Annotated in this window: 21 protein-coding genes; 11 read left to right on the top strand and 10 right to left on the bottom strand. The window is 37.8% G+C overall.

Going from position 1 to position 23,455, the window contains the following annotated elements:
- The first annotated feature begins 39 nt into the window (after window positions 1-39).
- Window positions 40-2,580 carry a protein kinase family protein gene (locus QP420_RS00895; RefSeq protein WP_481616311.1) on the top strand — a complete coding sequence of 847 codons (2,541 nt, stop codon included), beginning with the start codon at window positions 40-42 and terminating at the stop codon, window positions 2,578-2,580.
- A 68-nt stretch (window positions 2,581-2,648) separates the two neighbouring features.
- The gene (gene trxB, locus QP420_RS00900; protein ID WP_060787012.1) at window positions 2,649-3,590 is read left to right on the top strand and encodes a thioredoxin-disulfide reductase; all 942 of its coding nucleotides are present in this window, start codon (window positions 2,649-2,651) and stop codon (window positions 3,588-3,590) included.
- A gap of 97 nt (window positions 3,591-3,687) precedes the next feature.
- Here the strand turns inward: trxB and QP420_RS00905 are convergent, their stop codons facing one another.
- The 8 genes from QP420_RS00905 to rpmH form a co-directional block, all read right to left on the bottom strand.
- Entirely contained in the window at window positions 3,688-5,043 is a 1,356-nt protein-coding gene (locus tag QP420_RS00905) for a ParB/RepB/Spo0J family partition protein (protein ID WP_481616312.1), read from the bottom strand.
- Window positions 5,043-5,993: a ParA family protein gene (locus QP420_RS00910; RefSeq protein WP_415688804.1), complete on the bottom strand. Its 951-nt coding sequence runs from the start codon at window positions 5,991-5,993 to the stop codon at window positions 5,043-5,045. The genes QP420_RS00905 and QP420_RS00910 overlap by 1 nt, the downstream gene beginning before the upstream one ends.
- A 303-nt stretch (window positions 5,994-6,296) precedes the next feature.
- A complete protein-coding gene (gene rsmG, locus QP420_RS00915) occupies window positions 6,297-7,007 on the bottom strand; it encodes a 16S rRNA (guanine(527)-N(7))-methyltransferase RsmG (RefSeq protein ID WP_415688803.1) in 711 nt (236 codons plus the stop codon).
- Between the two features lie 78 nt (window positions 7,008-7,085).
- Window positions 7,086-7,655, bottom strand: a complete 570-nt coding sequence (locus tag QP420_RS00920; protein ID WP_415688802.1) for a Jag family protein — start codon at window positions 7,653-7,655, stop codon at window positions 7,086-7,088.
- A 130-nt stretch (window positions 7,656-7,785) separates the two neighbouring features.
- On the bottom strand, window positions 7,786-8,796 hold the full coding sequence (yidC, locus tag QP420_RS00925) for a membrane protein insertase YidC (protein WP_060787008.1): 1,011 nt from the start codon (window positions 8,794-8,796) through the stop codon (window positions 7,786-7,788).
- Window positions 8,796-9,116 carry a membrane protein insertion efficiency factor YidD gene (gene yidD / locus QP420_RS00930; RefSeq protein WP_081090953.1) on the bottom strand — a complete coding sequence of 107 codons (321 nt, stop codon included), beginning with the start codon at window positions 9,114-9,116 and terminating at the stop codon, window positions 8,796-8,798. Before yidD ends, yidC begins: the two co-directional genes overlap by 1 nt.
- 30 nt (window positions 9,117-9,146) lie before the next feature.
- Window positions 9,147-9,686, bottom strand: a complete 540-nt coding sequence (gene rnpA, locus QP420_RS00935; protein WP_464405832.1) for a ribonuclease P protein component — start codon at window positions 9,684-9,686, stop codon at window positions 9,147-9,149.
- A 20-nt stretch (window positions 9,687-9,706) separates the two neighbouring features.
- Window positions 9,707-9,841, bottom strand: coding sequence for a 50S ribosomal protein L34 (rpmH, locus tag QP420_RS00940; RefSeq protein WP_004114029.1), 135 nt, complete (start codon window positions 9,839-9,841; stop codon window positions 9,707-9,709).
- A gap of 417 nt (window positions 9,842-10,258) precedes the next feature.
- Between rpmH and dnaA the strand changes: the two genes are divergently transcribed.
- The 7 genes from dnaA (at window position 10,259) to QP420_RS00975 (ending at window position 20,734) form a co-directional block, all read left to right on the top strand.
- Window positions 10,259-11,929 (top strand): chromosomal replication initiator protein DnaA, encoded by a 1,671-nt coding sequence (dnaA, locus tag QP420_RS00945; RefSeq protein ID WP_415695426.1) that lies wholly within the window; start codon window positions 10,259-10,261, stop codon window positions 11,927-11,929.
- A 418-nt stretch (window positions 11,930-12,347) separates the two neighbouring features.
- Window positions 12,348-13,466: a DNA polymerase III subunit beta gene (gene dnaN / locus QP420_RS00950; RefSeq protein WP_060787005.1), complete on the top strand. Its 1,119-nt coding sequence runs from the start codon at window positions 12,348-12,350 to the stop codon at window positions 13,464-13,466.
- A gap of 9 nt (window positions 13,467-13,475) precedes the next feature.
- A complete protein-coding gene (recF, locus tag QP420_RS00955) occupies window positions 13,476-14,825 on the top strand; it encodes a DNA replication/repair protein RecF (protein WP_481616313.1) in 1,350 nt (449 codons plus the stop codon).
- Window positions 14,822-15,313, top strand: a complete 492-nt coding sequence (locus QP420_RS00960) for a DciA family protein (protein WP_060787003.1) — start codon at window positions 14,822-14,824, stop codon at window positions 15,311-15,313. Before recF ends, QP420_RS00960 begins: the two co-directional genes overlap by 4 nt.
- A gap of 150 nt (window positions 15,314-15,463) precedes the next feature.
- A complete protein-coding gene (gene gyrB, locus QP420_RS00965; protein ID WP_415688626.1) occupies window positions 15,464-17,539 on the top strand; it encodes a DNA topoisomerase (ATP-hydrolyzing) subunit B in 2,076 nt (691 codons plus the stop codon).
- Between the two features lie 71 nt (window positions 17,540-17,610).
- Window positions 17,611-20,250, top strand: coding sequence for a DNA gyrase subunit A (gene gyrA / locus QP420_RS00970; RefSeq protein WP_481616314.1), 2,640 nt, complete (start codon window positions 17,611-17,613; stop codon window positions 20,248-20,250).
- A complete protein-coding gene (locus tag QP420_RS00975; protein ID WP_060787000.1) occupies window positions 20,243-20,734 on the top strand; it encodes a DUF3566 domain-containing protein in 492 nt (163 codons plus the stop codon). Before gyrA ends, QP420_RS00975 begins: the two co-directional genes overlap by 8 nt.
- 130 nt (window positions 20,735-20,864) lie before the next feature.
- Here QP420_RS00975 and mscL read toward each other — a convergent pair whose 3' ends face one another.
- Window positions 20,865-21,275, bottom strand: a complete 411-nt coding sequence (mscL, locus tag QP420_RS00980) for a large conductance mechanosensitive channel protein MscL (protein WP_060786999.1) — start codon at window positions 21,273-21,275, stop codon at window positions 20,865-20,867.
- 11 nt (window positions 21,276-21,286) lie between these two features.
- Entirely contained in the window at window positions 21,287-21,979 is a 693-nt protein-coding gene (locus QP420_RS00985) for a phosphatase PAP2 family protein (RefSeq protein ID WP_481616315.1), read from the bottom strand.
- Between the two features lie 219 nt (window positions 21,980-22,198).
- Between QP420_RS00985 and QP420_RS00990 the strand changes: the two genes are divergently transcribed.
- Together QP420_RS00990 and QP420_RS00995 are read left to right on the top strand one after the other, a co-directional pair.
- Window positions 22,199-22,891, top strand: a complete 693-nt coding sequence (locus QP420_RS00990) for an FhaA domain-containing protein (protein ID WP_060786997.1) — start codon at window positions 22,199-22,201, stop codon at window positions 22,889-22,891.
- A gap of 33 nt (window positions 22,892-22,924) precedes the next feature.
- Window positions 22,925-23,452, top strand: coding sequence for an FHA domain-containing protein FhaB/FipA (locus QP420_RS00995; protein WP_060786996.1), 528 nt, complete (start codon window positions 22,925-22,927; stop codon window positions 23,450-23,452).
- Window positions 23,453-23,455 lie beyond the last annotated feature (3 nt).

Below are 23,455 nucleotides of genomic sequence, written 5' to 3' on the forward strand. Positions count from 1 at the left end.
TTACGCATATTCATTGCTCATTAGGAAGATGGGGAGTAGATGAAACCTCAGTTGGGAGACATTATACTTGATCGCTACGCTCTAGTATCGCCTTTACGAGAAGAAGCGGGAATTCAAGCTTGGAAAGCTAGCGACCGCATACTTGCTAGAGATTGTCAGCTTTTTATTGTGCGCGATCGCAGATTCCTTCCCGAAGTAAACACTATATCTTCCACTCTTGCACTATCTAGAATCCGCAAATTTACGCCAGTTTTAAAGATTCACAATGTAGACGACGTTGCAGTTATTATAACCGAATTGGATTCTGGAGTAACGCTAAACGACTACATAAAATCACATAGCTCTACATTGAGTTACGAAGCTATACGCTCTATTGTTGCCGAATCTGCAAATGCGCTTAACAAGCTGCTTTCTTCTGGCGTAACACATTATGCTATTTCCACCAACACGGTAAGAATCACCAAAAATGGCGTAGAACTAGCTTGCGCACCAATAAGTCCTCTGCTAAAAGACGTTACAGCTAAAAACACTTCGCAAAATCAAGCTAAAGAACAAGCGCAAAATTTGCCTAAAAGCATAGAAAATATTGCAACTCATCAGCTTTCTGCACTTCTATATGCTCTTCTTACACGCACCAGCTACACGCAAAATAATGCCGTTTTTAACATTTCAAGACTTACAGATGGCGTTCCTAGTGAATTCGTTATGATTTGCAAAAGAGGGCTTTCTTGCGCAGATAATTCAGATAATTCAGATATTATTCCAATGGCATCTATTGGAGAACTTTTAGCGCTTTTAGGAACATATACTCCTGTTAAAAATCTTGGCGAAAAAGATATTATTTTCGATGCAAAATCAAGCGAAGCTTCTATTCAAAAAGCATTACTTTTACCTTGCAAAGACGAGGATCTTGTTGATTTTCCAGAAGGATTATCTAAGAACGAAGATTTGCTTGAGAATCAATTATCTAGTCAAGAAGTTAGTGGAGTTTTAGATTCGATTGACTTAACTGCTAAAGATGAAGAAGTAAACTCCAAAAAGTCAGGTAAAAACGGTAAAAATACTGGACTTAAAAATGCCAGTAAAACCATTGGCGCTTTAAGTGCTTTACTAAAAAGAAATGGCAATAATTCTGCAAAAAATCTTGATTCCACGCCAGAATCTGACTCAACTGGAACAGACTACGACTTCCACGATATTGCGGCAGCAGAAATGGCAAATATCTTAGCTCCAACCGAGTTAGATGCCGATGATTCCATTTTCCACAATTTGTCTTCAACGTATACAAGTTTCCCTAGCTACACAACTGGTAAATCTTCTAGTGGGGAAGCTTACCAAACCAAGGAATCAGATAAGTCTGATGAGTCTAAAAAATCAGGCAAATCGAGTGAGGCGGATGAATCTAGTAAGAATGGTGAGTCTAAAGAGGCTAGCGAATCTTCTGCTAACACTTACACAAACGAAAACAGTAGCAAAAATGCTCTAAACTCGTTAGATTCATTAAATTCAAGCGACGATTATTCACAAAAAAACGACTTATCTTCTCCATTAATGCCTAGAAGATTTGACTTTGAAGACCTTCTAAGCGACAACACAAAGCATACCGAACTGCTTTCTAGACCACAAAACTTTCCGTTGGAAGCAGAGTCAACAGGAAGAGTTCCAGTTGTAGACAGCAATGGGCGTTTTGTTGCTCCTGGCGAAGAATCCGCTAGAGCGTTGCGCCAAGAAGAGCTTGAAAATGAGGCATATGGCGAATATGGCAGCGAAACTTCTGTATTATCGTCTTATTCATCCATGCCTCCTAGCTTCCAACCGCATGAGCATAAAGAAAAATTGAAAGCAAATAAGGGTTCTGGGCAAAACGTTACAGACATTGCAGACGCTAAGATTTTTGGCGGAATTTCAACAAAAGTTCTGGCAATCGGCGTTGTTGCAATATTGATGATTGTTGTTTTTGCTATATCTTTGCACAGTCTTTTTAACTCTCACGAAGCACCATCTAACTTTGCAAAATCTAATACTTGGGATTCGCAAAGCGTTGAAAACGTACCATTTGGAAGTCAAGGTGTTCTTCCAGAAGATAAAAGCGATTCTGCTAAAAAGAAGCAGTCCGCCAAAACGGATGCAAATAAAACAGGCGAAAACAACAAAAACAATAAAAGTAACAAAAGCCTTAAAAACAAGCATCAAAAGCTTAATAAACACAAAAAGGTAAAGCAGGTTCCAAAGCCTAAAATGCCTACTAACAACACGCCTTACCCTATAGATATTCAGCAATTCTTGGAGAATACAGGCAATCAGCGCGGGTACGGTTACTACATGCACTTAACACAACCGCAAGAAGCGTACCGATTTGTTGTTTCAATTCGATCTTCGGGCGGCCATGGATATGTGATTGCAAACTCCAAGAATGACCCAAGCGCTGGAGATAAGGTTGCGGACTTTACTTTTGATGCAAGCGGCGTAACTGACGTAAAGTTTAAGAAGCCTATAACCGCACAAGATTTTATCTTGTGGGTGCCAGAAGGGTCTATACCTCAAAACGGGCTATACATAAACTATGTTAAAATTTATTAACTTTTATTGAGATTATTGAAATTACTAGGAATATTTATTAAAGATATTAGGATTATTAGGAATATTTTATGGAAGCAATGCAAAAGAACGTAATTATTATTGGTTCGGGACCTGCTGGATATACTTCTGCTTTATATTTGGCACGAGCAGGCTATAATCCTCTGGTTATTGCTGGCGCCTTAACTCCAGGCGGCCAACTTATGAACACTACAGAAGTGGAAAATTATCCAGGATTTGTGGACGGCATTTTAGGCCCAGACTTAATGGAAGCAATGCAAAAGCAAGCTGAAAAATTTGGCGCTCAAATTTTGCTTAACGATGTTGTTTCCGTAGACTTTAATGGCGATTTAAAAGCGGTTACAACAGACGACGGCGTAACTTACACATCTAAGGCTGTAATCGTTTCTACAGGCTCACAAGTGCGTAAATTGGGTGTTCCAGGCGAGCAGGAGTACTCGGGCCGTGGAGTTTCTTATTGTGCAACTTGTGATGGCTTCTTCTTTAGAGAAAAACCTATTGTTGTTGTAGGCGGAGGAGATTCTGCTTTCGAAGAGGCACTTTTCTTAACACGTTTTGGTTCTTCTGTAACACTTATTCATAGGCGTGATTCATTCCGCGCATCCAAAATTATGGTTGACCGCGCGCGCGAAAACAGCAAAATCAATTTTGTTTTAGATTCTGTTGTGTGCTCTGTAAACGGATCAGAAGAAGATGCGCAATCCGTAACTGTTAAAAATGTTAAAACGGGCGAAGTTAAAACTATTGACGCATCGGGTATTTTTGTTGCAATCGGCCACTCCCCATCTACTGGCTTCTTAAATGGCGCTTTAAAGCTTAACGAAGATGGCACTATTGCTGTTCAAGGCGCGTCTACCAAAACGTCGGTTCCTGGAGTATTTGCAGCTGGAGACGTTGTAGATAGCGTGTATCGCCAGGCAATATCTGCCGCTGGAATGGGCTGCCGAGCCGCTCTTGATGCACAGGCATATCTAAATGATTTGAACGAATAATAGTTTTGTTCCACGTGAAACAAACCCCAATGGTTGATTTAACAACTCATTGGGGTTTTATTTTAGATATATTTCCGTATCAGATGTATCAGCTGTATCAGCTGTTTTTATTTACTAAAATGCCGATTATTCTCTGCATTTCTTCTGGCGACGAAAACACAATCTCAATTCTTCCGTGATTTTCCGTACCCTTAATGGCAACTTTTGTGGCAAATCGCTCTTCTAGCTGCTTTCTAACAAGAGAAGATGCCCACTTGTTGTTTCTTTTAACCCTATTTCTCTTAGAAGAATCATCGCCATTATCTACTTTAATAGAAACAATCTCTTCCGTGCTGCGAACCGATAATCCTTCTGCAATAATACGCTTTGCAAGAGCTTCCATTTCTTCTGGGGAAGCTAATGCAAGAAGAGCGCGAGCATGACCTGCAGAAAGAACTCCAGAAGCAATATGCTTTTGAACGCTGGCTGGCAAGTTCAAAAGTCGCAAGGTGTTTGCGATTTGAGGGCGAGACTTAGAAACAGATTTAGAAAGCTGGATTTGCGTTAGTCCAAAATCATCAATCATTTGGGCATATGCTGCAGCTTCTTCAAGCGGATTTAATGCAACTCTGTGCAAATTCTCCAAAAGCGCATCTCGAAGCATATTTTCGTCGGAGGTTGTTCTAACAATCGCTGGAATCTTCTTAAGACCCGCTAGCTGAGTTGCTCTCCACCTTCGCTCACCCATTATTAATTCATAATGAGCCTTTTGTAGATCACCTTGACCAGCATCCTTGATTTTTCGCACAACAATAGGCTGCAAAACGCCAACTTCCTTGATTGAAGCAGACAATTCTTGAAGCTCTTCTTCATCAAAAATGGTACGTGGCTGATGAGCATTTGGAACAATATCACTTGGATCCAAGTATTCTAAATAACCGCCTTCAATAGGCTTAAGCTCTTGCGTTTGACCTGATTTTTTATCTTTTACATCATTTTCTACAGCGCTGTTTTTGCTGTTCTCTTCGTCTATTTGCTTTGAAGAGACAAATGACTTAGATGCAGAATCACCAAAGAAAAAGTCAATTGGCCTTGTAACGTCATCAATTGATGGCATAGAAGTTCGCTTTGCTGAATGCTTGTTTTTGCTTGCGATTGATGGCACTGTTTCACGTGAAACACCAGCATTTTTGCCCTGTTTTTGGCTTAAATGCGGGGAAATTGCATTATCTACGCTAGGTACTTTAGCTGGTGATTTAGTTTCACGTGGAACACTTTCTTGGATATCTTTCTTTACAATTTCACCATTAGTTTCACGTGAAACAGCGTTTAAAGGTTCATCTTTCTTTTCATTTGTTTCATGTGAAACACTTTCAATCTTTTTTGTTGCCGAACCATTAAAATCATCTTCCCCAGGAAGAGTAGGGAATAAAGCTCCTAATCCTTTTCCCAAACGAGATTTACTTGCGCTCATTATGCGTTACCCTCTCTTTTTGAATCAATAACAGACAAAATTGCATCAGACCTATTAGCTATTTCAAGCGCAGCCTCTCTATAAGATACCGCACCAGTTCCATGAGGATCATATGTTATAACACTTTGATTAAAGCTTGGCGCTTCTGGAATCTTAACAGTTCGCGGAATAGTGGTATTAAGAACAATATTTGGATAATGTTTTTTAACTTCTTGAAAAACTTCTCTTCCCAAAAGAGTTCGCTTATCAAACATTGTTACAAGCATTGTAGAAACAAAAAGCGAAGGATTATAGTGTTTTTGAACTAAGCCAATAGTTCTAATTAGCTGACCTAATCCTTCTAGCGCATAGTATTCTGCTTGAATTGGTATAAGCATTTCGTGCACTGCACACATTGCATTAATTACTAAAAGACCAAGCGAAGGCGGGCAGTCAATAAACACATAATCGTAATGTTCTTCGCTAGAACGCAAGAAATCATCAATAGCATTTTTAAGAAGATTATTTCTGTCGTCCATTTGAGCAACTTCAAGTTCTGCGCCGCTTAACTCAATTGAGGCAGGAACAACATCTAATCCTGCAATATCTGGACAGCTTTGTTTAACTTCTGCAATAGTTTTTCTTCCTTCTATAACATCATAAATAGAAAGATCTGCAGAAGAATGGGGAATATTCATTGCTGTAGAAGCATTGCCTTGCGGATCCATATCAATAAGTAAAACTTTCGATCCGCCAACAGCCATTGCAGCTGATAAATTTACGGCAGAACTTGTTTTTCCAACTCCACCTTTTTGATTTGCAACCGCAATAAAACGCGTTTCTTTTGGCTTAGGGAAAATCACGCCATCAATGGCATGAAAGCGACTGGTTATATTTGCCAACTCGCTTCCTAACGAAGATCCAGAGTCACCAAAAATACGCCTAATCGTATCTTCTGCTGATTCCACCATTACATACCACCCCTGCCCACCTATGGGAAATTACCATAACTTTAACCAATTTAACCGTAGTATTTTCAAGTTTCCTTTCTTCTATGGACATAAAACACCATAATAAGACCCGCAAAAACACTACAAAAACAACTCGCCGTTTCACGTGAAACACTATATTTTACGACGTTTATGACGCTTTTTACTGCATATTTTATGACACTTTTTATAACGTTTTACGATGTTTCACATGAAACACTTTTCAAAATTCACGACCAATAATAAATAATTGATTTTAAAAAAGACATAGTCAAGTAGTCAAAATCAACCTTTATCAACTATAACAACGCTTGTTGATTGAAGTCCTTTTGCAACAGGAGCATCAACAACTCGGGGATTTAATCCTTTTACTTTTTTAATCATCTTTGCGGCTTTATCAATCTCCGCTTGTGCAGACTTTCCCTTTAAAGCAATTAACTTGCCATTCTTGTTTAGTAGTGGAATAGTCCATCCAGCTAATTTTGTCATAGGGGCAACAGCTCTACACGTAACTACATCAAAAGCTGGAATTTCGTGAGACTTAACTTTAGCAATAACTTCGTCTGATCTTCCGTGAAAAACTGTAACATTTTTTAAGCCCATAAGCTCTACACATTCGTTTAACCAAAGAACTCGTCTTTCCATTGGCTCAATTAATGTTACTTTACAATCTGGCAAACAAGCAGCCACAACAATACCAGGGAAGCCACCGCCGCTTCCAACATCTGCAATCGACTTTTTATTTGACTTTTCAACGACTTCTTTAACAAATGGAACAACAGCAGCAGAATTTAGAATATGTCTTTCCCAAAGAATACTCATATCTCTAGGGCCAACAAGACCTCGAACAAGCCCTTCTTGCTCAAGTTTCACGTGAAACATCTTGCATTTATCAAGAGCTTCGCCCAAAACTTCACCAAGCAAAGGGGATTCATCTAATTCATCCACTATATTTTGTGAATTATCAGCCTGTTCCATACCTAAAATCTCTTCCATACAACTAAGATCATCAAATAAAAAGTAACACAACAAAACATTTTTGTTCCGTTGTGTTACTTTTGTTCAAGCTAATTACTATTCAGCGTATTCTTCGTCTACGTCAACGTCTACATCTACGTCAACGTCATCATCAAGATCTTCATCTTCTACAGCGCTTGCTGGCATATAAACGCTAACATAGCGATGTGGTTCTTCTCCGTGAGATCTAGACCTTAAGCCTTCTTCTCTAACAGTATCGTGAACAACCTTGCGCTCAAACGAGTTCATTGGCTTCAAATCAACAGGATCGCCGGTTTCACGAACCTCATCAACTGCGTCCAACGCAAGATCACGCAAATATTGGCGCTTACGCTTAAGGAATCCATCAACATCTACAATTAAGTGAGATCTTTCGCCAGTTTTTTGCTGAACCGCAAGACGGCTCAACTGTTGCAAAGCATCAACAACCTCTCCATCTCGGCCAATCAAATGCTTAATATCGGAATCATCATCCGCAACAATCTGAATCATTGGCCTATTGTTGCGAACACCCATCTCAATATCACCTTCGTAATCGGCAATATCTAGAAGTCCTTCTAAATAGTCGGCAGCTATATCAGCTTCCTCATTGAGCTGGTCAATGCTTCTGGTCTCGTCTTGTGCCATTTACATACTCCTTAATTTCAATAAATGTCAAGAATCACAATCTGTGTACAGTTTAACTGAAGATAAATCCAAATTTATAAATTATTTTAATAAATCTAATAAATAAATTCATATTTACTTCGTATTAACGTTATTTACTTGTTTTTCGCTTACGATTAGGCTGCTTACGCTGGAATCCTTCGGATTCTCTACGCTTAGCAACTTCTCGAGCCTGCTGAAGCTTTTCTTCTTCAATAGAAGGCAAACCTTCACGCTGGCGACGCTCAGATTCTTTCTTATAATCTCGCTTTTCTTTTTCTTCCGCAGCTGGAGAACCAGGAGTTGGGAAGGCATAAACCTGCCAAATAGAGCGAAGCATATTAATAATGTTGTTTACAAGCCAGTAAACAAGCATTGCAAATGGAAGAGCAAATGCAGAGAAAACGTAAATAAGCGGGAATCCCCACATCATAAGCTTCTGCATAGTGTACTGGCTGCCTTGCTTAGATTCTGGTGGAAGATTCTTACGAATATTGTTAAATTGCATGTACCACATTGCAGCACACATCAAAATAACAAAGATTACAATAACAACTTTTCCGCCTGCTTGAACCGTCATAAACGTGTCGGAAACACCAACGCCAAATACGTGCGTTTTAACGAATTGCTGCGCTGTAGCAATATCAAAAGCACCCAAAGAAGCATGCTTTCCTCTAGCAATAAATGGAATAACGGAAAGCGTATACCAAATACTCATAAATGCTGGGCCTTGAATCATCATTGGCAGGCAGCTTCCAGCAGGATTTGCGTTATTCTCCTGATACAGCTTCATCATTTCTCGCTGCATGGCTTCTTTGCTAGCAGAATCGTTTTTGCCCTTGTACTTTTGCTGAATTTTCTTCATTTTAGGAGCGATTGCTTGCATATTGCGCATGCCCTTAATGCTTTTAAGGAAGGCAGGGAATATGCACGCGTGCACAACAAGCACAAGAAAGACAATTGAAAGAACCCAGGAGAACCCAATTTCATTCATTCCAATAAGAACAAATAGCTTGTGGAAAAACGCCATTACTTGAGTCATAAGCCACTCAACTGGCGTGAGGATCTTATAGAACCATCCCCAGAATCCGCTATCAAGTAAGAAATGATCTTGATTAAACATTAGTTTTCCTTGTCTTGTTCAGCCAAGGGAGTTAACCGAGGCTCTTCATGCGCTTTAGACCAAGCGCAACGATAAAAAATTGAATATTTGCGTGGTACATCGTCAATACTGCAGCTAGTCCATGGTCTACAGCGCAACAGCCGTAAAACGGCCAGAATACCACCTTTAAACGCCCCATAGCGGCTAACGGCTTCTATAGCGTATCTTGAGCACGTTGGATAGTATCTGCAGCAGGCTGGTCTATTGGCAGAAATTGCGCGCTGATACCAACGAATGGATTTTATAATCCAATTCGCTACAACACTTTTTCTACCACTCATAGCCGTATCACTATTCCTTAAATCAACTTATTAAATCAACTTATTGTTGTTTTCGCTGATTAAAAGCGGTTCTGCTGCTTGATTTAATTTGTGATTTATTTCTGCGGATTCTTGATTTTTATCTTGATTTCTTGCTATTTTTCCAAAAATCTTTTTAATCTGCTCATTCAACGATTCAAACGAAGCACTAGCTGCAGTAGGTTTGGCTCTTAGAACTACGTCACAACCATTTGGAAGTAACGATTGATGTTCTTTTGCTATTGCTCTAAAGCGTCTTTTTACTTTATTTCTAACAACAGCTTTACCTACATTTTTAGATACAGCAAGCCCGAGCCTTAAAGCAACGCCATTTTTTTGATGTTGCTTTAAGGTATCACAAAATGCCGCGAGTGTATCATCTTTACAACCCGTGGCAATCTTATTCAGACTTGTTTCTTCGCCTTCGTTAAGCGCGTTTAACACGGCTATATCGCCACGCATACTGTAATGCGCGACGATATCCCGTGAACACACTTTGCGTCGTTTTTTGAGTACCGCAACAAAATCACGATGGCTTTTCAGCCTATCCATGCTTTACGACGCGCCCCATCTCAGGCAGATAGTGTCTTACGGCCCTTGGCACGACGACGATTAATCACGGCGCGGCCAGCACGCGTACGCATGCGAACGCGGAAGCCGTGCTTCATGTGACGACGACGGTTGTTAGGCTGGAATGTCCTCTTCATAACTAACGCTCCTGTATTTGGCCATGCAAAAGCACGGCTCCGTATGAGTCAAGCTATACTAAATTACTATTACCCCTCACCAATAGTCAAAAAATCTTTTTACAAACGTGTTTAAAAGCATGTTTTTAAAAGTCAAAATTTATTGTACTTTAAAATTTTCTGTGTTGTTTTTGCCATATAAGCCTCTTATAAAAGCCTTGGAAAATGTGGATTAACAGCTTTTATCTTATCCACAAATTACACACATGTTATTCACAATTGAGTATTTTCAACACGCGAGGCTGTGGATAACTTCTTAGGGTCGGAGTAAACATATTCTACTAGCACTCTTTACGCGCGCGTGTGAATATATATTTTCCACTCAGCAAGATGTAAAGAAGCCATAAAATGTTTCTGCCAGATTTTAGGGGGTGTAACATGACAGATTCCTTTAGTGACCCAAATGCACAGGCCACTATTGTATGGTCAAATACTCTTGCCGTGTTACGTCATAATGCTCTTCTAAGCAACCGTGATAAAAGCTGGTTTGAAAGCGTAAAACCTGAATCTATTTTTGGAACAACAATCGTTCTTTGCGTTTCTAACATAGAAACACAGCAGGCTTTGCAAAATGAGCTTAGTTCTGCTTTGCTTACATCATTAAAAATTTGCACTGGAAAAGACATGTTTCCAGCCTTCAAGATTGTTCCTACAACAGAAACTAGCAGTGAAAGCTCTTCTAGCGAATCTAATTTAAGTAATTTTAATAAAAATACACAAGATTCATCTAATACTTTTTCATCTTCTCTAGAAGAATCTAATCAATCTTCTGATTCTTCATCTGATTTTTCAAATAATATAAAATCTGATTTTGATGAGGAAAATAGCATTTCTAACATTTCTAACAATGTTGAAAACTTATCATCTTCTAGCTCATCTCCTATTCAAAAAGATTTTGACTACGCAACTGGCCTAAATACCATGCAAAACACTGGTTTGGCGGCTTCGGATATTAATGGGCAACAAGCAAAAATCCCTTCTTCAATAAAAAGGGACCCTGTTACTCACTTAAACACTTGCGCAACTTTTGACACTTTTGTTCCTGGAGATTCTAATCGTTTTGCACGCACAGTTGCTTTAGCTGTTGCAGAAGGATCTGGAAAAGACTTTAATCCTTTATGTATTTACGGCGGATCTGGCTTAGGCAAAACACATTTGCTTAATGCTATTGGCAACTATGCTCTTGTTAAAGATTCATCTCTTAAGGTTCGTTATATTACCAGTGAGGAATTTACTAACGAATTTATTGAAGCTTTACAAAATACGAGTCAAAATCAGGGTCAAATCGCTAACTTTAACAGAAAATTCCGCGAAGTTGATGTTCTTTTAATTGACGACATTCAGTTTTTGGGTGGAAAAGAAGCAACACTGGAACAGTTCTTCCACACATTTAATGCTCTTTACCAAGCAAGTAAAAGAATTGTTATTGCTTCGGATGTTGCTCCTAAAAATCTTAGAGGATTTGAAGCAAGACTTATTTCTAGATTTGAATCTGGTTTAACTGTTGATATTAAGCCACCTGATTTAGAAACGCGAATCGCAATTCTAAGAATGATGGCATCGATGAACAATTCTAACGTTCCTAGCGATGTTTTAGATCTTATTGCGGAGCGTTTTACAGAAAATATTCGCGAACTCGAAGGTGCTTTAACTAGAGTTACTGCTGTTGCATCTTTAAGTAATCAACCTGTTAGCAAAGCATTGGCTGAGCAGGCTTTACAAGATTTCTTTGCTTCCGATATTGAAATTCGCCCAACGGATATTATTGGCCAAGTTGCTAAATATTTCCATATGACATTTGACGAGATTGTTGGCAGATCTAGAACTAAGAATGTTGCTTTGGCCCGTCAAATTGCAATGTATTTAGCTCGAGAAATGACGAGTATGAGTCTTGTTGATATTGGTGAAGTTTTTGGAGGCCGTGATCACACAACGGTTATGCATGCTTATACGCGAATCAGCGGTGAGATGCAAGAAAAGCAGGAAATTTATAACTACGTTATGGAGTTGACTGTTAGATTAAAGCAAAACCCATCAAATAAAAAGTAGTTTTACACAAATCTATACAACTCTGTGAATTAATTTAAAAAAAGTTATCCACACAGTTAGTCACAAATGTGGTCAAATCCTGCGAATAAGCGGTGGAAAACGCCGAAAAAATCGTGAATAAGTTGTTTATAAAAGCTTTAAAAATGTGGATATTCAAAAAAATAGCTTTTGTTGTGGATAACTTACTTAGTTTTGCACATAAATATGCATATTTTATCCACATTTTTCTTATGTTAATAATGGCTCTAATTAAACGCTTCTAAGCACATATCAACATTTACACAAGCTTTATTATTACTATTACTTTTATTTTTTAAATAACAATAATAATTTCTCTTAAAATATGCCTTTTAAACAAATTAGATTTTCATTAGACCATGAGATAGAATAAACATAGTTTTACAAGAAATGAGGAAATATGAAAGTTGAAGTTAATTCCGCTTCTTTTGCAGACGCACTATCTTGGACTACTCGAGTTATAGATAATCGTCCGTCTAATCCTATTCTTGCAGGATTAAAACTAGAAGCAAAAGATGGAACTCTACAACTTTGTGCTTTTAACTATCAACTTTCTAGTCGTCATCATATTGAAGCTGGTGTAGATGAAGCAGGTAGTGTACTTGTTTTAGGTAGATTACTTGCAGATATAACAAAATCTTTGCCAGCAGAAAAAACTTATTTATCTTCTAACGAAACAACTCTTACAATTACTTCTGGAAAATCAACCTTTACCTTGCAATTAATGCCAGAGGGTGAATATCCAGATTTACCAGAAATTCCTTCAAAACTAGGTCAAGTTGATGCACCTACTTTTGTTCAAGCAGTAAATCAAGCTTCTGTAGCAGTTTCTAGAGAAGAAGATAGACCTGTTTTAACGGGGATTCATGCACACTTTGAAGATGATACTGTTACTTTTACAGCTACAGATAGATATCGCCTTGCTCGATCAACTTTTAAGTGGACTCCAGATCACAGTGATATAAACGTTTCTACCCTTATTAAGGGAAACATTCTTAAAGATATTTCTCGCTCAGTTGATGAACATCAAAATATTATTATTAATTTAAACAGTGATGAACCTTCTATTCTAGGATTTGAAAATTCTGGAAGAGTTAGTACTTCTCAACTTATTGATGGAGAATTTCCTTCTGTAGACCGCTTATTTGTTGATGAATATCCTATTCATGCAATTATTAATCGACAAATGCTAATTAATGCAATAAAGCGTGTATCTATTGTTGCAGAAAAAGATGCTCCAATTTACATGTCTTTTACTTCAGATGAACTTACTTTAAGTGCGGGAAACGATTCTGAATCTAAAGCAAAAGAAACTATTGATATAGACATGGATGGGCAAGATATTATTGTTGCATTTAATCCTAATTATTTGATTGAAGGATTAAGTGCTATTAGTGAGCCTTTTATTCATGCAAAAATCACTTCTGCTATTAAGCCTGTTGAATTTAATGGTCAACAAGAAGCAGATGGTGATGAATCTATGAATTATAGGTATCTTGTTGTTCCAATGCATCCTTAAGCTGAATAAATGTATGTTTCAAAACTTGCATTAGATAATTTTCGCTCTTGGAATAGTTGTGTACTCAACTTTTCCCCAAAAATTAATATTTTAATTGGTTCAAATGGCTTAGGTAAAACTAATATTGTTGAATCTTTAGAAGTTATTTCAACGGGAACAAGTCACAGAGTATCTTCTTTAATGCCACTAATAGAGCGTAGCTATAATTGTGCTACTATACGAGCAAATGTTAAGGATTTTAATAATACTTCAATAAATAATAGTGAGAATAATTTATATGAAACAACTTTTGAATTAAGTCTTAATTTAAAAGGTGCTAATAGAGCAAGAATTAACGGTAAAAAATCTTTATATATGAAAGATATAGTCGGTTTAATTCCTTGTGTTTCTTTTACTCCAAGAGATCAAAATTTGATTGTTTCAGATCCTACTGTTAGAAGAACATTTTTAGATCAAGCTGGAGCATTATTAATACCAAACTATTTGCCTGTTTTGCAAGAATATAATCACATTGCAAAGCAAAGATCTGCACTTTTAAAAAATTTATCTAATAATTATTCATTAAATTCAATGGATAATTACAATGCAGGTAATTACAATAAAATTTCTGATTTAGAAGTATGGACTGCTAAGTTTATAGAAGCTGGAATAATACTCACAAAATTACGCAAACAAATAATAGAATTAATTAACGAAGTTTTTTCAAATATTGTTGAACAACTCTCTAACTCATCTAATTTTGCGTTAATAGAATACGATCCTTCTTTTAAAGAGGTTGATTCTAACGAAAATAATGATGATTCTATTCGACTTTCAATTAGTGAACATTTTCAAAGAATCTACACTGGAGAAGTTGCAAGAGGATATAACCTAATAGGACCTCACAGAGATGATTTTAATATATTAATTAATAATTATTCTGCAAAAGAATTTGCTTCCAATGGTGAATCCTGGACTCTTGCATTAGCTTTAAAAATGGCTTTATTTAAGTCATTAGAAAAAAAGAATGGTAAAAAACCTATTGTTATTTTAGATGATGTTTTTGCACAACTAGATGAGTTTAGAAGAAAGCAAATTTTAGAGTTTGCAAAAAATCAGGATCAAGTTTTTATTACTGCTGCTTCTTTAAGTGATATACCACAAGATAAAAGTGTGCTAGAAAACTCTATTATTGATGTTTCTAAAATAGCAAAAGATCAAAAGTTAAATGAAAATAAATCGTTAGAAAATAATATTGATATTAATCATAAAAATTTGTTGGAAAATATTATTAATAGTCGTAAAGATAGCGTTGATTATAGCGTTGATTATGTTGATGATTCTAAAAATGAATCCAATAATTTGGGGGATATTAAATGAAAATTCCCGTAAATAAAATATTAAAATTAGACACAAGAAAGCTTCCAGAACTTATTTTTATGCCTATTAAAAAGAAGGCAATAAAAAAAGTAGTTAATGAACAAAATGCTTATAAAGCTTGGGAAAGTTTTGGAAAACCAGGTAGAGATCCTCAAAATATTTATTCTTTATTGGGTAATTATGCCAATCAAAATAACTGGAATGAACCACTTGCTATAGCAAAAATGAGAGAAGATTGGTGGAAAATAGTTGGAAAAAGTGCATCTTTAAATTGTTATATTGACACAATAAAAGATGGCATTTTAATAGTTAGAACAAAATCAAATGTTTGGTATACGCAACTTACTTATTGCAAACCTATGCTTGAGAAAAAAATATTTGAATATTCAAAAGATATAAAAATTAAAGAAGTTAAAATAGTTGGACCTTCTTTGCAAAAAATGGGCAAAAAATCAATTAATAGAAGGTTTAATATTAAGAATTACTAATAAAGGCTCTTAATAAAGAGCGGTCATTATGTGTGTGTAGAATGTCATGTAATGTAGTTAAATCGCTAGAAACCCCGTTTTTGTGCTTTCTAGCGTGTATCGACCTCGTAAATGCCTCTCGGCATGAGGTAATACGGGAAGGGATCTAAAGTGTTAAACACTGAAGATAATTCAATGGAAAATTCTGTTGAAGAACATAAGCTCGATGATGCTCAGCTCGACGATTCACTTTCTCCTGAACATTATGATGCTAGCGATCTTCGAGTTCTTGAAGGTTTGGAAGCGGTTCGAATTAGACCAGGTATGTATATTGGTTCAACTGGACCTAGAGGCTTGCATCACCTTGTATATGAGATTGTGGATAATTCGGTTGATGAGGCTTTGGCTGGTTATGCTTCTCACATTGAAGTGACGATTTTGCCAGACAATGCTATAAAAGTTGTTGATGATGGTAGAGGTATTCCAGTTGATGAAGTGCCAGGCGAAGGTGTTTCTGGTGTTGAAACAGTTATGACAAAGCTTCACGCTGGTGGAAAGTTTGGCGGCGGTGGATACGCTGTTTCTGGTGGTTTGCACGGCGTTGGTATATCTGTTGTAAATGCACTTTCTACGCGTGTAGAAATTGAGGTTCGTCGCCAGGGATTCCACTGGACTCAAACGTATGTAAATCAGCATCCAACGGCTCCATTGGCAAAAGGTAAGCCAATGGAAGATGGTGAATCTACTGGTACTTCTGTAACATTCTGGCCAGATGGTGCAATTTTTGAAACAACTGTTTATGATTTTGAAACTTTGCGCTCTAGATTCCAGCAGATGGCTTTTCTAAATAAGGGATTAAAGATTTCTCTAACAGATTTGCGTAAGCCTGATGAGGCAGGAGATGAAGTTACTGGAGAATCTGAATTAGCTAGCGAAGAAAAGCATCAGAGTGTTAGCTACAAATATGATCACGGAATTAAAGATTACGTTGATTATTTGGTTAAATCACGTAAATCTGTTCCAGTAGAGCCAGATGTTATTGATTTTGAAGCAGAAGATCTTGAAATTGGTATATCTGCAGAAATTGCTATGCAGTGGACTGTTGCTTATTCGGAAGCTGTTCACACTTTTGCAAATACTATTTCTACAACCGAAGGTGGTACTCACGAAGAAGGATTCCGTGCTGCATTAACATCTTTGGTAAATCGTTATGCTCGAGAAAAGAACATATTAAAAGAAAAAGATACTAATCTTTCTGGTGATGATGTTCGCGAAGGTTTAACTGCAGTTGTTTCCGTAAAGCTTACAACTCCTCAGTTTGAAGGTCAGACTAAAACAAAGCTTGGAAATTCCGAAGCTAAGACCTTCGTTCAGCGAGTTATGACCGAAAAGCTTGGAGATTGGTTCGACGCTCATCCAAGTGAAGCAAAGAATATTATTCAAAAAGCTATTGAAGCATCGCGTGCGCGTCTTGCAGCTAAGAAAGCTCGCGAAAACACGCGTAGAAAGTCAATATTTGAAACAGCTGGAATGCCAGATAAATTGAAGGATTGCCAGTCTAATAATCCAGAAGAGTGCGAGCTGTTTATAGTGGAGGGTGATTCTGCAGGCGGCTCCGCAATTCAAGGACGAGATCCTATTACGCAGGCAATTTTGCCATTGCGCGGTAAGATTTTGAATACTGAGCGTGCTTCAATCGATAGAATGATGAAGTCGGAAACTATTGAATCCTTAATTACTGCTGTTGGCGGCGGTTATGGCGAAGACTTCGATTTAAGCAAAGTTCGTTATCACAAAGTCATTATTATGGCAGATGCTGATGTTGATGGCGCTCATATTGCAACATTGAACTTAACACTGTTCTTCCGCTATATGCGTCCTATGATTACCGCTGGATATGTTTACGTTGCTATGCCACCTTTGTACCGTTTAAAGTGGAGCAAGGGTGCACATGACTTTGTGTATACAGATGCTGAGCGAGATAGAGTTTTGGCAGAAGGTAAAGCCGCAGGTAGGCAACTTCCTAAGGGCGAAGGCATTCAGCGATACAAGGGCTTGGGTGAGATGAGCTATCAGGAGTTGTGGGAAACAACAATGGATCCTGAGCATAGAATCTTAAAGCAAATTCATATTGAAGATGCTGCTCGAGCAGATGAAACATTCTCAATGCTTATGGGAGACGAAGTGGAACCTCGTAGGCTATTTATTCAGCGTAATGCTCACGATGCAAGATTTATTGACGCTTAAAAATATTAATCGTTAGTAGATTAAACAGATTAAGGTAATAAACTTTAAAAGCTAAATAAGAAGGAATTGCAGTGGTAGACGAAATAAATGCCGCTAATAATAGCGAAGAGCCAGATCAGCTGCCTGACGGTTCAATGGAACCACAAAGTCCGCAAGAATCAGATAGCACCGATTATGGATTAATGAAGGGTGCGCGCGTAAAGCACATGGATTTGCAGCAAGAAATGCGTGAATCTTACCTTGCTTATGCACTTTCTGTTATTGTTGAGCGCGCTTTGCCAGATGTTAGAGATGGTTTAAAGCCAGTACATCGTCGCGTTATTTATGCAATGTACGATGGCGGTTATAGGCCTGATCGTGGTTACAACAAGTGCTCTCGCGTTGTTGGCGATGTTATGGGTAAATATCACCCACACGGTGATTCTGCTATTTACTACACTTTGGTTCGTATGGCTCAATCTTGGTCAATGAGATATTTGCTTGTAGATGGTCAAGGAAACTTTGGTTCCCCAGGTGATGATCCTGCAGCAGCAATGCGTTATACAGAATGCCGTATGGCACCTCTTGCTATGGAAATGGTTCGAGATATTGACAAAGATACTGTTGATTTCTTGCCAAACTACGATGGAAAAACACAAGAGCCAACGGTTTTGCCATCTCGTTTTCCAAATCTTTTAGTTAATGGTTCTGCAGGTATTGCTGTTGGTATGGCAACCAATATTCCACCTCACAATATGCGTGAGGTTGCAGATGGTGTTCACTGGGCTTTGGATCACCCAGATGCCAGCAATTCCGAGCTTCTTGAGGCATTAATTCAGCGAATTAAAGGTCCAGATTTTCCTACTGGTGCAACAATCTTAGGTCATAAGGGAATTGAGCAAGCGTACCGTACAGGTCGTGGCTTAATTACAATGCGCGCTGTTGTTAATACCGAGGAAATTAAGGGTCGTATGTGCCTGGTTGTTACTGAGCTTCCATATCAGGTGAATCCTGATCGCTTGGCTGCTTCTATTAGAGAAGCTGTGCGAGATGGTAAGATTCAGGGCATTGCAGATATGCGCGATGAAACGTCTGGTCGTACTGGTCAGCGTTTAGTGCTTGTTCTTAAGCGAGATGCTGTTCCAAAAGTTGTTCTTAACAATCTTTATAAGCATTCGCAATTGCAGCAAACATTTGGTGCAAATATGCTTGCGCTGGTTGATGGTGTTCCTAGAACTTTGAGTTTGGATGCTTTTATTCGTCATTGGGTAAGCCACCAGCTTGAAGTTATTGATAGGCGTACACGCTACTTAAAGCGAGAAGCCGAAGAGCGAGATCATATTTTGCAAGGCTACTTAAAAGCTTTGGATATGATTGACGAAGTTGTGGCATTAATTAGGTCTTCTAAAGATGTTGATTCTGCCCGTTCGGGATTGATGAATTTGTTAGACGTTGACGAAGTTCAAGCAGATGCCATTCTTGCAATGCAGCTTCGTAGACTTGCAGCTTTGGAGCGACAGAAGATTCTTGATGAACACGAAGAATTGATGCGCAAGATTGAAGATTATAATGATATTCTTGCAAGCCCAGAACGTCAGCGCAAGATTGTTGGCGATGAGCTTGATGAAATCGTAGCCAAATATGGCGATGATCGCAGAACTAAGATTCTTCCATTCTCGGGAGAAATGAATGTTGAAGATCTTATTGCCGAAGAAAACGTTGTTGTAACAGTTACTCGCGCAGGCTACATTAAGCGCACGAAGGCAGATGAATATCGAGCACAACACCGCGGTGGTAAAGGTATTAAGGGAGCAAAGCTTCGTGAAGATGATGTTGTAGATCACTTCTTCTTAACGTCTACTCACAATTGGCTTTTGTTCTTTACTAATCGCGGACGCGTTTACAGAATTAAAGCATATGAGCTTCCAGAAGGATCAAGAGATTCTAAGGGCCAGCATGTTGCAAATCTTCTTCAGTTCACTCCTGGAGAAACAATTCAGACGGTATTGTCAATTCAAAATTATGATGTAGCAAAGTATTTGGTATTGGCAACTCGTTCTGGAAAAGTTAAGAAAACTGCTTTGCAAGAGTATGATTCTCCACGTCAAGGTGGTTTGATTGCTGTACGACTAATGGCAAATGAAGAAACTGGAGAGCCAATAGACGAGCTGATTGGTGCAGCTTTGTGCAACCCAGAAGATGACATTATTCTTGTTTCTAAGCTTGGTATGAGCCTTAAGTTTAGGGCAGATGATGAGCAGCTTCGACCAATGGGTCGCCAGACTGCAGGCGTTCAAGGCATGCGATTTAGAGATGGCGATGAATTGCTGGATATGGATGTTGTATCTGTAGACACAAGCAAAGATCTTCTTGTTGTTACAAACGAAGGATTTGCCAAGCGTACCGCTATTGAAGAATATCGCTTGCAAGGCAGAAACGGCTACGGTGTTAAGGCAGTACAGCTTGCAGAAGGACGCGGTTCTTTGGTTGGTGCCTTGATTGTAGAAGAAACCGATCAAGTAATGGCCATTATGAAGTCTGGTAAAGTGATTCGTTCCGATGTTAACGAGGTTAAGCGCACGGGTAGAACCACTCAAGGTGTAACTCTTGCTAAGCCAGACAAGGGTGATGAAATCATCTCTATTGCTCGAAATGAAGAAAGAGATGATGAAGATGAATCTCAAAATGAACAGTCAGCAGAAAATACTAGTGAAAGGAACTTAGATGAGTGAGGATTTTGAAACATCCAATAACAAAGTTAATGGTGAATCTAGCACTAGTTCTCCAAGAACAGTAGGTGCAACAGCCTCATCTTCTTCTAATGGATATTCTTTTAGAAAGCCAGCTCAGCCTAGAGCTAGAAGAATGAGCCTTTCGCTAGTTAGAGTGGACGCATGGTCTGTTGCAAAAGTAACATTTTTACTCAGTGTTGCTGGAGGAATAATACAGGTTATTGCAGCTGGATTAGTGTGGCTATTCTTAAACATGGTTGGTGTATTTGATCAGGTAACTCAGATTGTTTCATCAACAGGTTTAGATAGCAACGGTTTTAATCTTGCAGACGTGTTTTCTTTGCCAACTGTTTTAAGTGCTGTAATAATACTTTCGGTTGTAGAAATAGTGATAATAACACTGCTATCTGCGATTGGATCTTTGCTTTATAACGTTGTTGGATCCTTAGTTGGAGGAATTCACTTAACTCTTGGTGATGACTAGAATTAAGCGATAACTAGAATTAAGTAAATAAGATTAAACATAATTAATCCCCACTAAACTCATAAAGTGAATTAGTGGGGATTATTATTTATGGGGATTGATATTTAAAAAATGATTTATAAGTTAAAAACTATTTTTTAGAAGATAAATCTCGAATATCTTCCAAGATTTTAATCATTTTTTCTTCGCGATCTTTGCGTTTTTCTTCCTCGGTCTTTTCTTTTTCAACCTGCAAGAAAGGAAGACCAATCTCCCTTAATTTGTTAATAGGAAGAACAATGCAAAAATAAACGGCTGCGGCAACAATAAGGAAGTTTAAGACTGCTCCAAGAACAGCTCCAAACGAAATTGTTGCACCGTTTATGGTTATTGTTAAAACGCCATCAAGATCTGGCTTTCCGCAAATTATTGCTATAAGCGGATTAATAATATTTTTAACAATTGAAGTAACAACAGAAGTTACGGCGCTGCCCATAACAACACCAACTGCCATGTCTATTACACTGCCTCGTGCAATAAATTTTTTGAAACCGTTAAGCATTTTATTTCAATCTACCTTTTTAGTATTTTATTATTAATAAAACTATTGTTTTTAAAGAAATCAAGAATATACATAACTAATATTGGATACATTATTGCAGAGGTTAAAACATCGGTAGGGAAGTGTGCTGCAACAATAAGTCTAGAAAGTGCAACAACAATAACAACAATAATGCTAATGATTAATCCAAGTCTTAAGAAGGCTTTATTGGCTGTATAAATAATCATAAGAGCCATTGCACAAATAGCTACAGCTGCTGCAGTGTGACCACTTGGAAAACTTGGGTCTGGTGGAACTTTAATTTTTATTCCAATAAACGGTCTAGGACGATGAACTATAAATTTAACTGCAAAAATATAAATCATTGGTAGAAGGCAAGTTACCAGTTGTACTAGAGTTATGCGCCAATCGCGTTTAATAAAATAAGAAACAATTGCCAAAATGCAAAGTATAACAATGCAAGATTTTGTAGAAAAAACTATTGCAAGAAGTTTAGAAAAAGCCATTATAAAAGATGGAGAATAGTTATGGAAAAATGCCACTATTCCTGCTTCAAAAAATCTTTCTGCCTTATTAACAAGCAAAACTTTACCTATTAGCGGAATTAAAATCGCAAGAAGTATAACAATAGAAGACTTTTTATTATTTGTTATTTGGAATTTTATTTTTTCCAAAAAGTCGTAGAATTTATTTTTTTGATCCATATGTTAAAGATTACACGTAGAAATATATAATAAAAGTGTATTATAAATGAATGTTTATAAGTGCTTATTTGTTTATTTTGCATAATTTTGTAAAAATGTAGTATATAAATGAATTTAGATAAACACGTATTTAGATAAACACGTATTTGGTATTTAGTTGTAAGTTGTACACCGTACGAGGTGACGAGTAGTATGAGGAAAAGATAGAAAGGGTTTACAATGAGCGTGCTTGACCGACTTGAGAAGAGCGTTGAAGGTGCAATGAACGGGGTCTTCGCAAAATTCGGATCTAAAGACTTGCAACCTGTTGATCTTTCCAGTGCATTAGAGCGAGAGATTGATAACCAATCTATGCCAATTGATCGAGATCGTACAGTTGCCCCAAACGAGTATCACTTTAAACTAAGTACTCCAGATTTTGATCAGCTTGGTAGTGAAGCGTTAGCTAACGAGCTTGCGGATAATCTTACACAATATGCAAAAAGTCAGCATTATGCGTTTGTTGGACCTGTTGCTGTTATTTTTGAAGAAGATACCGAACTTACAAAAGGTAACTTTAATTTGACTTCTGATTCTGTTCCAGGGAATGCTGTTCCTGTAACAACTCAAGAGCAGTCAGAAAATCATCCAATGCTTGAGATTAATGGAAATAGGTATTTGTTAACAAAGGATCGCACAATATTGGGCAGAGGTTCTGGCTGCGATATTGTTATTGATGATCCAGGTATTTCCCGTAGGCATCTTGGTATAGACGTTACGCCAGATGGTGTTATTGCTCGAGATTTAGGTTCTACTAACGGAACTTATGTTGAGGGTCATCAAACTCCAGCAGCAACGCTCTTAGATGGAAACACTATTACTATTGGACGCACCCGTATTCTTTACTGGGCTTCGGATCAAGATCAGGAGTAGTAGACGAATACGTAAAGAGATACGAGTACGCGCATGATATTAACCGAGTTAACTTTTACTATACTTAAGTACAGTTTTTTAGTACTTTTGTGGGTATTCGTATGGCTTGCTGTTAGTTCTCTACGCAAAGATATTGAGATTTTTAGTCCTAAAAAGTCCAGATCTTGGAAAAACAAATCTCATCGCAAAAGTAATGCCTCTAATAGTGAAGATTTAAAAAATAATAAGATTGTTTCTCCAAGCGTAGAGTCAAAGAATCAGTCTGAAACACCAACTTTGCTTGTTATTATTGACGGTCCTTTAGCTGGATCATCTTTCCCTTTGGATCCTTCTGGAGTTACTTTGGGAAGGTCTGCAAACAATACTGTTGTTTTAAACGATGAGTTTGTTTCTTCTCATCACGCTCGCGTGTATTTTAATCAGTCGGTAAAATCTTGGGTTCTTGAAGATTTAGGTTCTACTAACGGAACTATGATAGGTCATAGTCGTGTTAATGAGCCTGTTGTTTTGTCTCCGCGTACGTCTGTGCGAATTGGAGCAACAATGTTTGAATTGAGGTGAGTT

The sequence above is a fragment of the Bifidobacterium sp. UMB1197 genome, from assembly GCF_030217745.1.
Taxonomy (GTDB): Bacteria; Actinomycetota; Actinomycetes; order Actinomycetales; family Bifidobacteriaceae; genus Bifidobacterium; species Bifidobacterium vaginale_B.

Excerpts from the sequence above, each read along its gene's own strand:
- QP420_RS00895 (WP_481616311.1), top strand. The coding sequence starts at position 40 with ATGAAACCTCAGTTGGGAGACATTATACTTGATCGCTACGCTCTAGTA.
- trxB (WP_060787012.1), top strand. The coding sequence starts at position 2,649 with ATGGAAGCAATGCAAAAGAACGTAATTATTATTGGTTCGGGACCTGCT.
- QP420_RS00905 (WP_481616312.1), bottom strand. The coding sequence starts at position 5,043 with ATGAGCGCAAGTAAATCTCGTTTGGGAAAAGGATTAGGAGCTTTATTC.
- QP420_RS00910 (WP_415688804.1), bottom strand. The coding sequence starts at position 5,993 with ATGGTGGAATCAGCAGAAGATACGATTAGGCGTATTTTTGGTGACTCT.
- rsmG (WP_415688803.1), bottom strand. The coding sequence starts at position 7,007 with ATGGAAGAGATTTTAGGTATGGAACAGGCTGATAATTCACAAAATATA.
- QP420_RS00920 (WP_415688802.1), bottom strand. The coding sequence starts at position 7,655 with ATGGCACAAGACGAGACCAGAAGCATTGACCAGCTCAATGAGGAAGCT.
- yidC (WP_060787008.1), bottom strand. The coding sequence starts at position 8,796 with ATGTTTAATCAAGATCATTTCTTACTTGATAGCGGATTCTGGGGATGG.
- yidD (WP_081090953.1), bottom strand. The coding sequence starts at position 9,116 with ATGAGTGGTAGAAAAAGTGTTGTAGCGAATTGGATTATAAAATCCATT.
- rnpA (WP_464405832.1), bottom strand. The coding sequence starts at position 9,686 with ATGGATAGGCTGAAAAGCCATCGTGATTTTGTTGCGGTACTCAAAAAA.
- rpmH (WP_004114029.1), bottom strand. The coding sequence starts at position 9,841 with ATGAAGAGGACATTCCAGCCTAACAACCGTCGTCGTCACATGAAGCAC.
- dnaA (WP_415695426.1), top strand. The coding sequence starts at position 10,259 with ATGACAGATTCCTTTAGTGACCCAAATGCACAGGCCACTATTGTATGG.
- dnaN (WP_060787005.1), top strand. The coding sequence starts at position 12,348 with ATGAAAGTTGAAGTTAATTCCGCTTCTTTTGCAGACGCACTATCTTGG.
- recF (WP_481616313.1), top strand. The coding sequence starts at position 13,476 with ATGTATGTTTCAAAACTTGCATTAGATAATTTTCGCTCTTGGAATAGT.
- QP420_RS00960 (WP_060787003.1), top strand. The coding sequence starts at position 14,822 with ATGAAAATTCCCGTAAATAAAATATTAAAATTAGACACAAGAAAGCTT.
- QP420_RS00975 (WP_060787000.1), top strand. The coding sequence starts at position 20,243 with ATGAGTGAGGATTTTGAAACATCCAATAACAAAGTTAATGGTGAATCT.
- mscL (WP_060786999.1), bottom strand. The coding sequence starts at position 21,275 with ATGCTTAACGGTTTCAAAAAATTTATTGCACGAGGCAGTGTAATAGAC.
- QP420_RS00985 (WP_481616315.1), bottom strand. The coding sequence starts at position 21,979 with ATGGATCAAAAAAATAAATTCTACGACTTTTTGGAAAAAATAAAATTC.
- QP420_RS00990 (WP_060786997.1), top strand. The coding sequence starts at position 22,199 with ATGAGCGTGCTTGACCGACTTGAGAAGAGCGTTGAAGGTGCAATGAAC.
- QP420_RS00995 (WP_060786996.1), top strand. The coding sequence starts at position 22,925 with ATGATATTAACCGAGTTAACTTTTACTATACTTAAGTACAGTTTTTTA.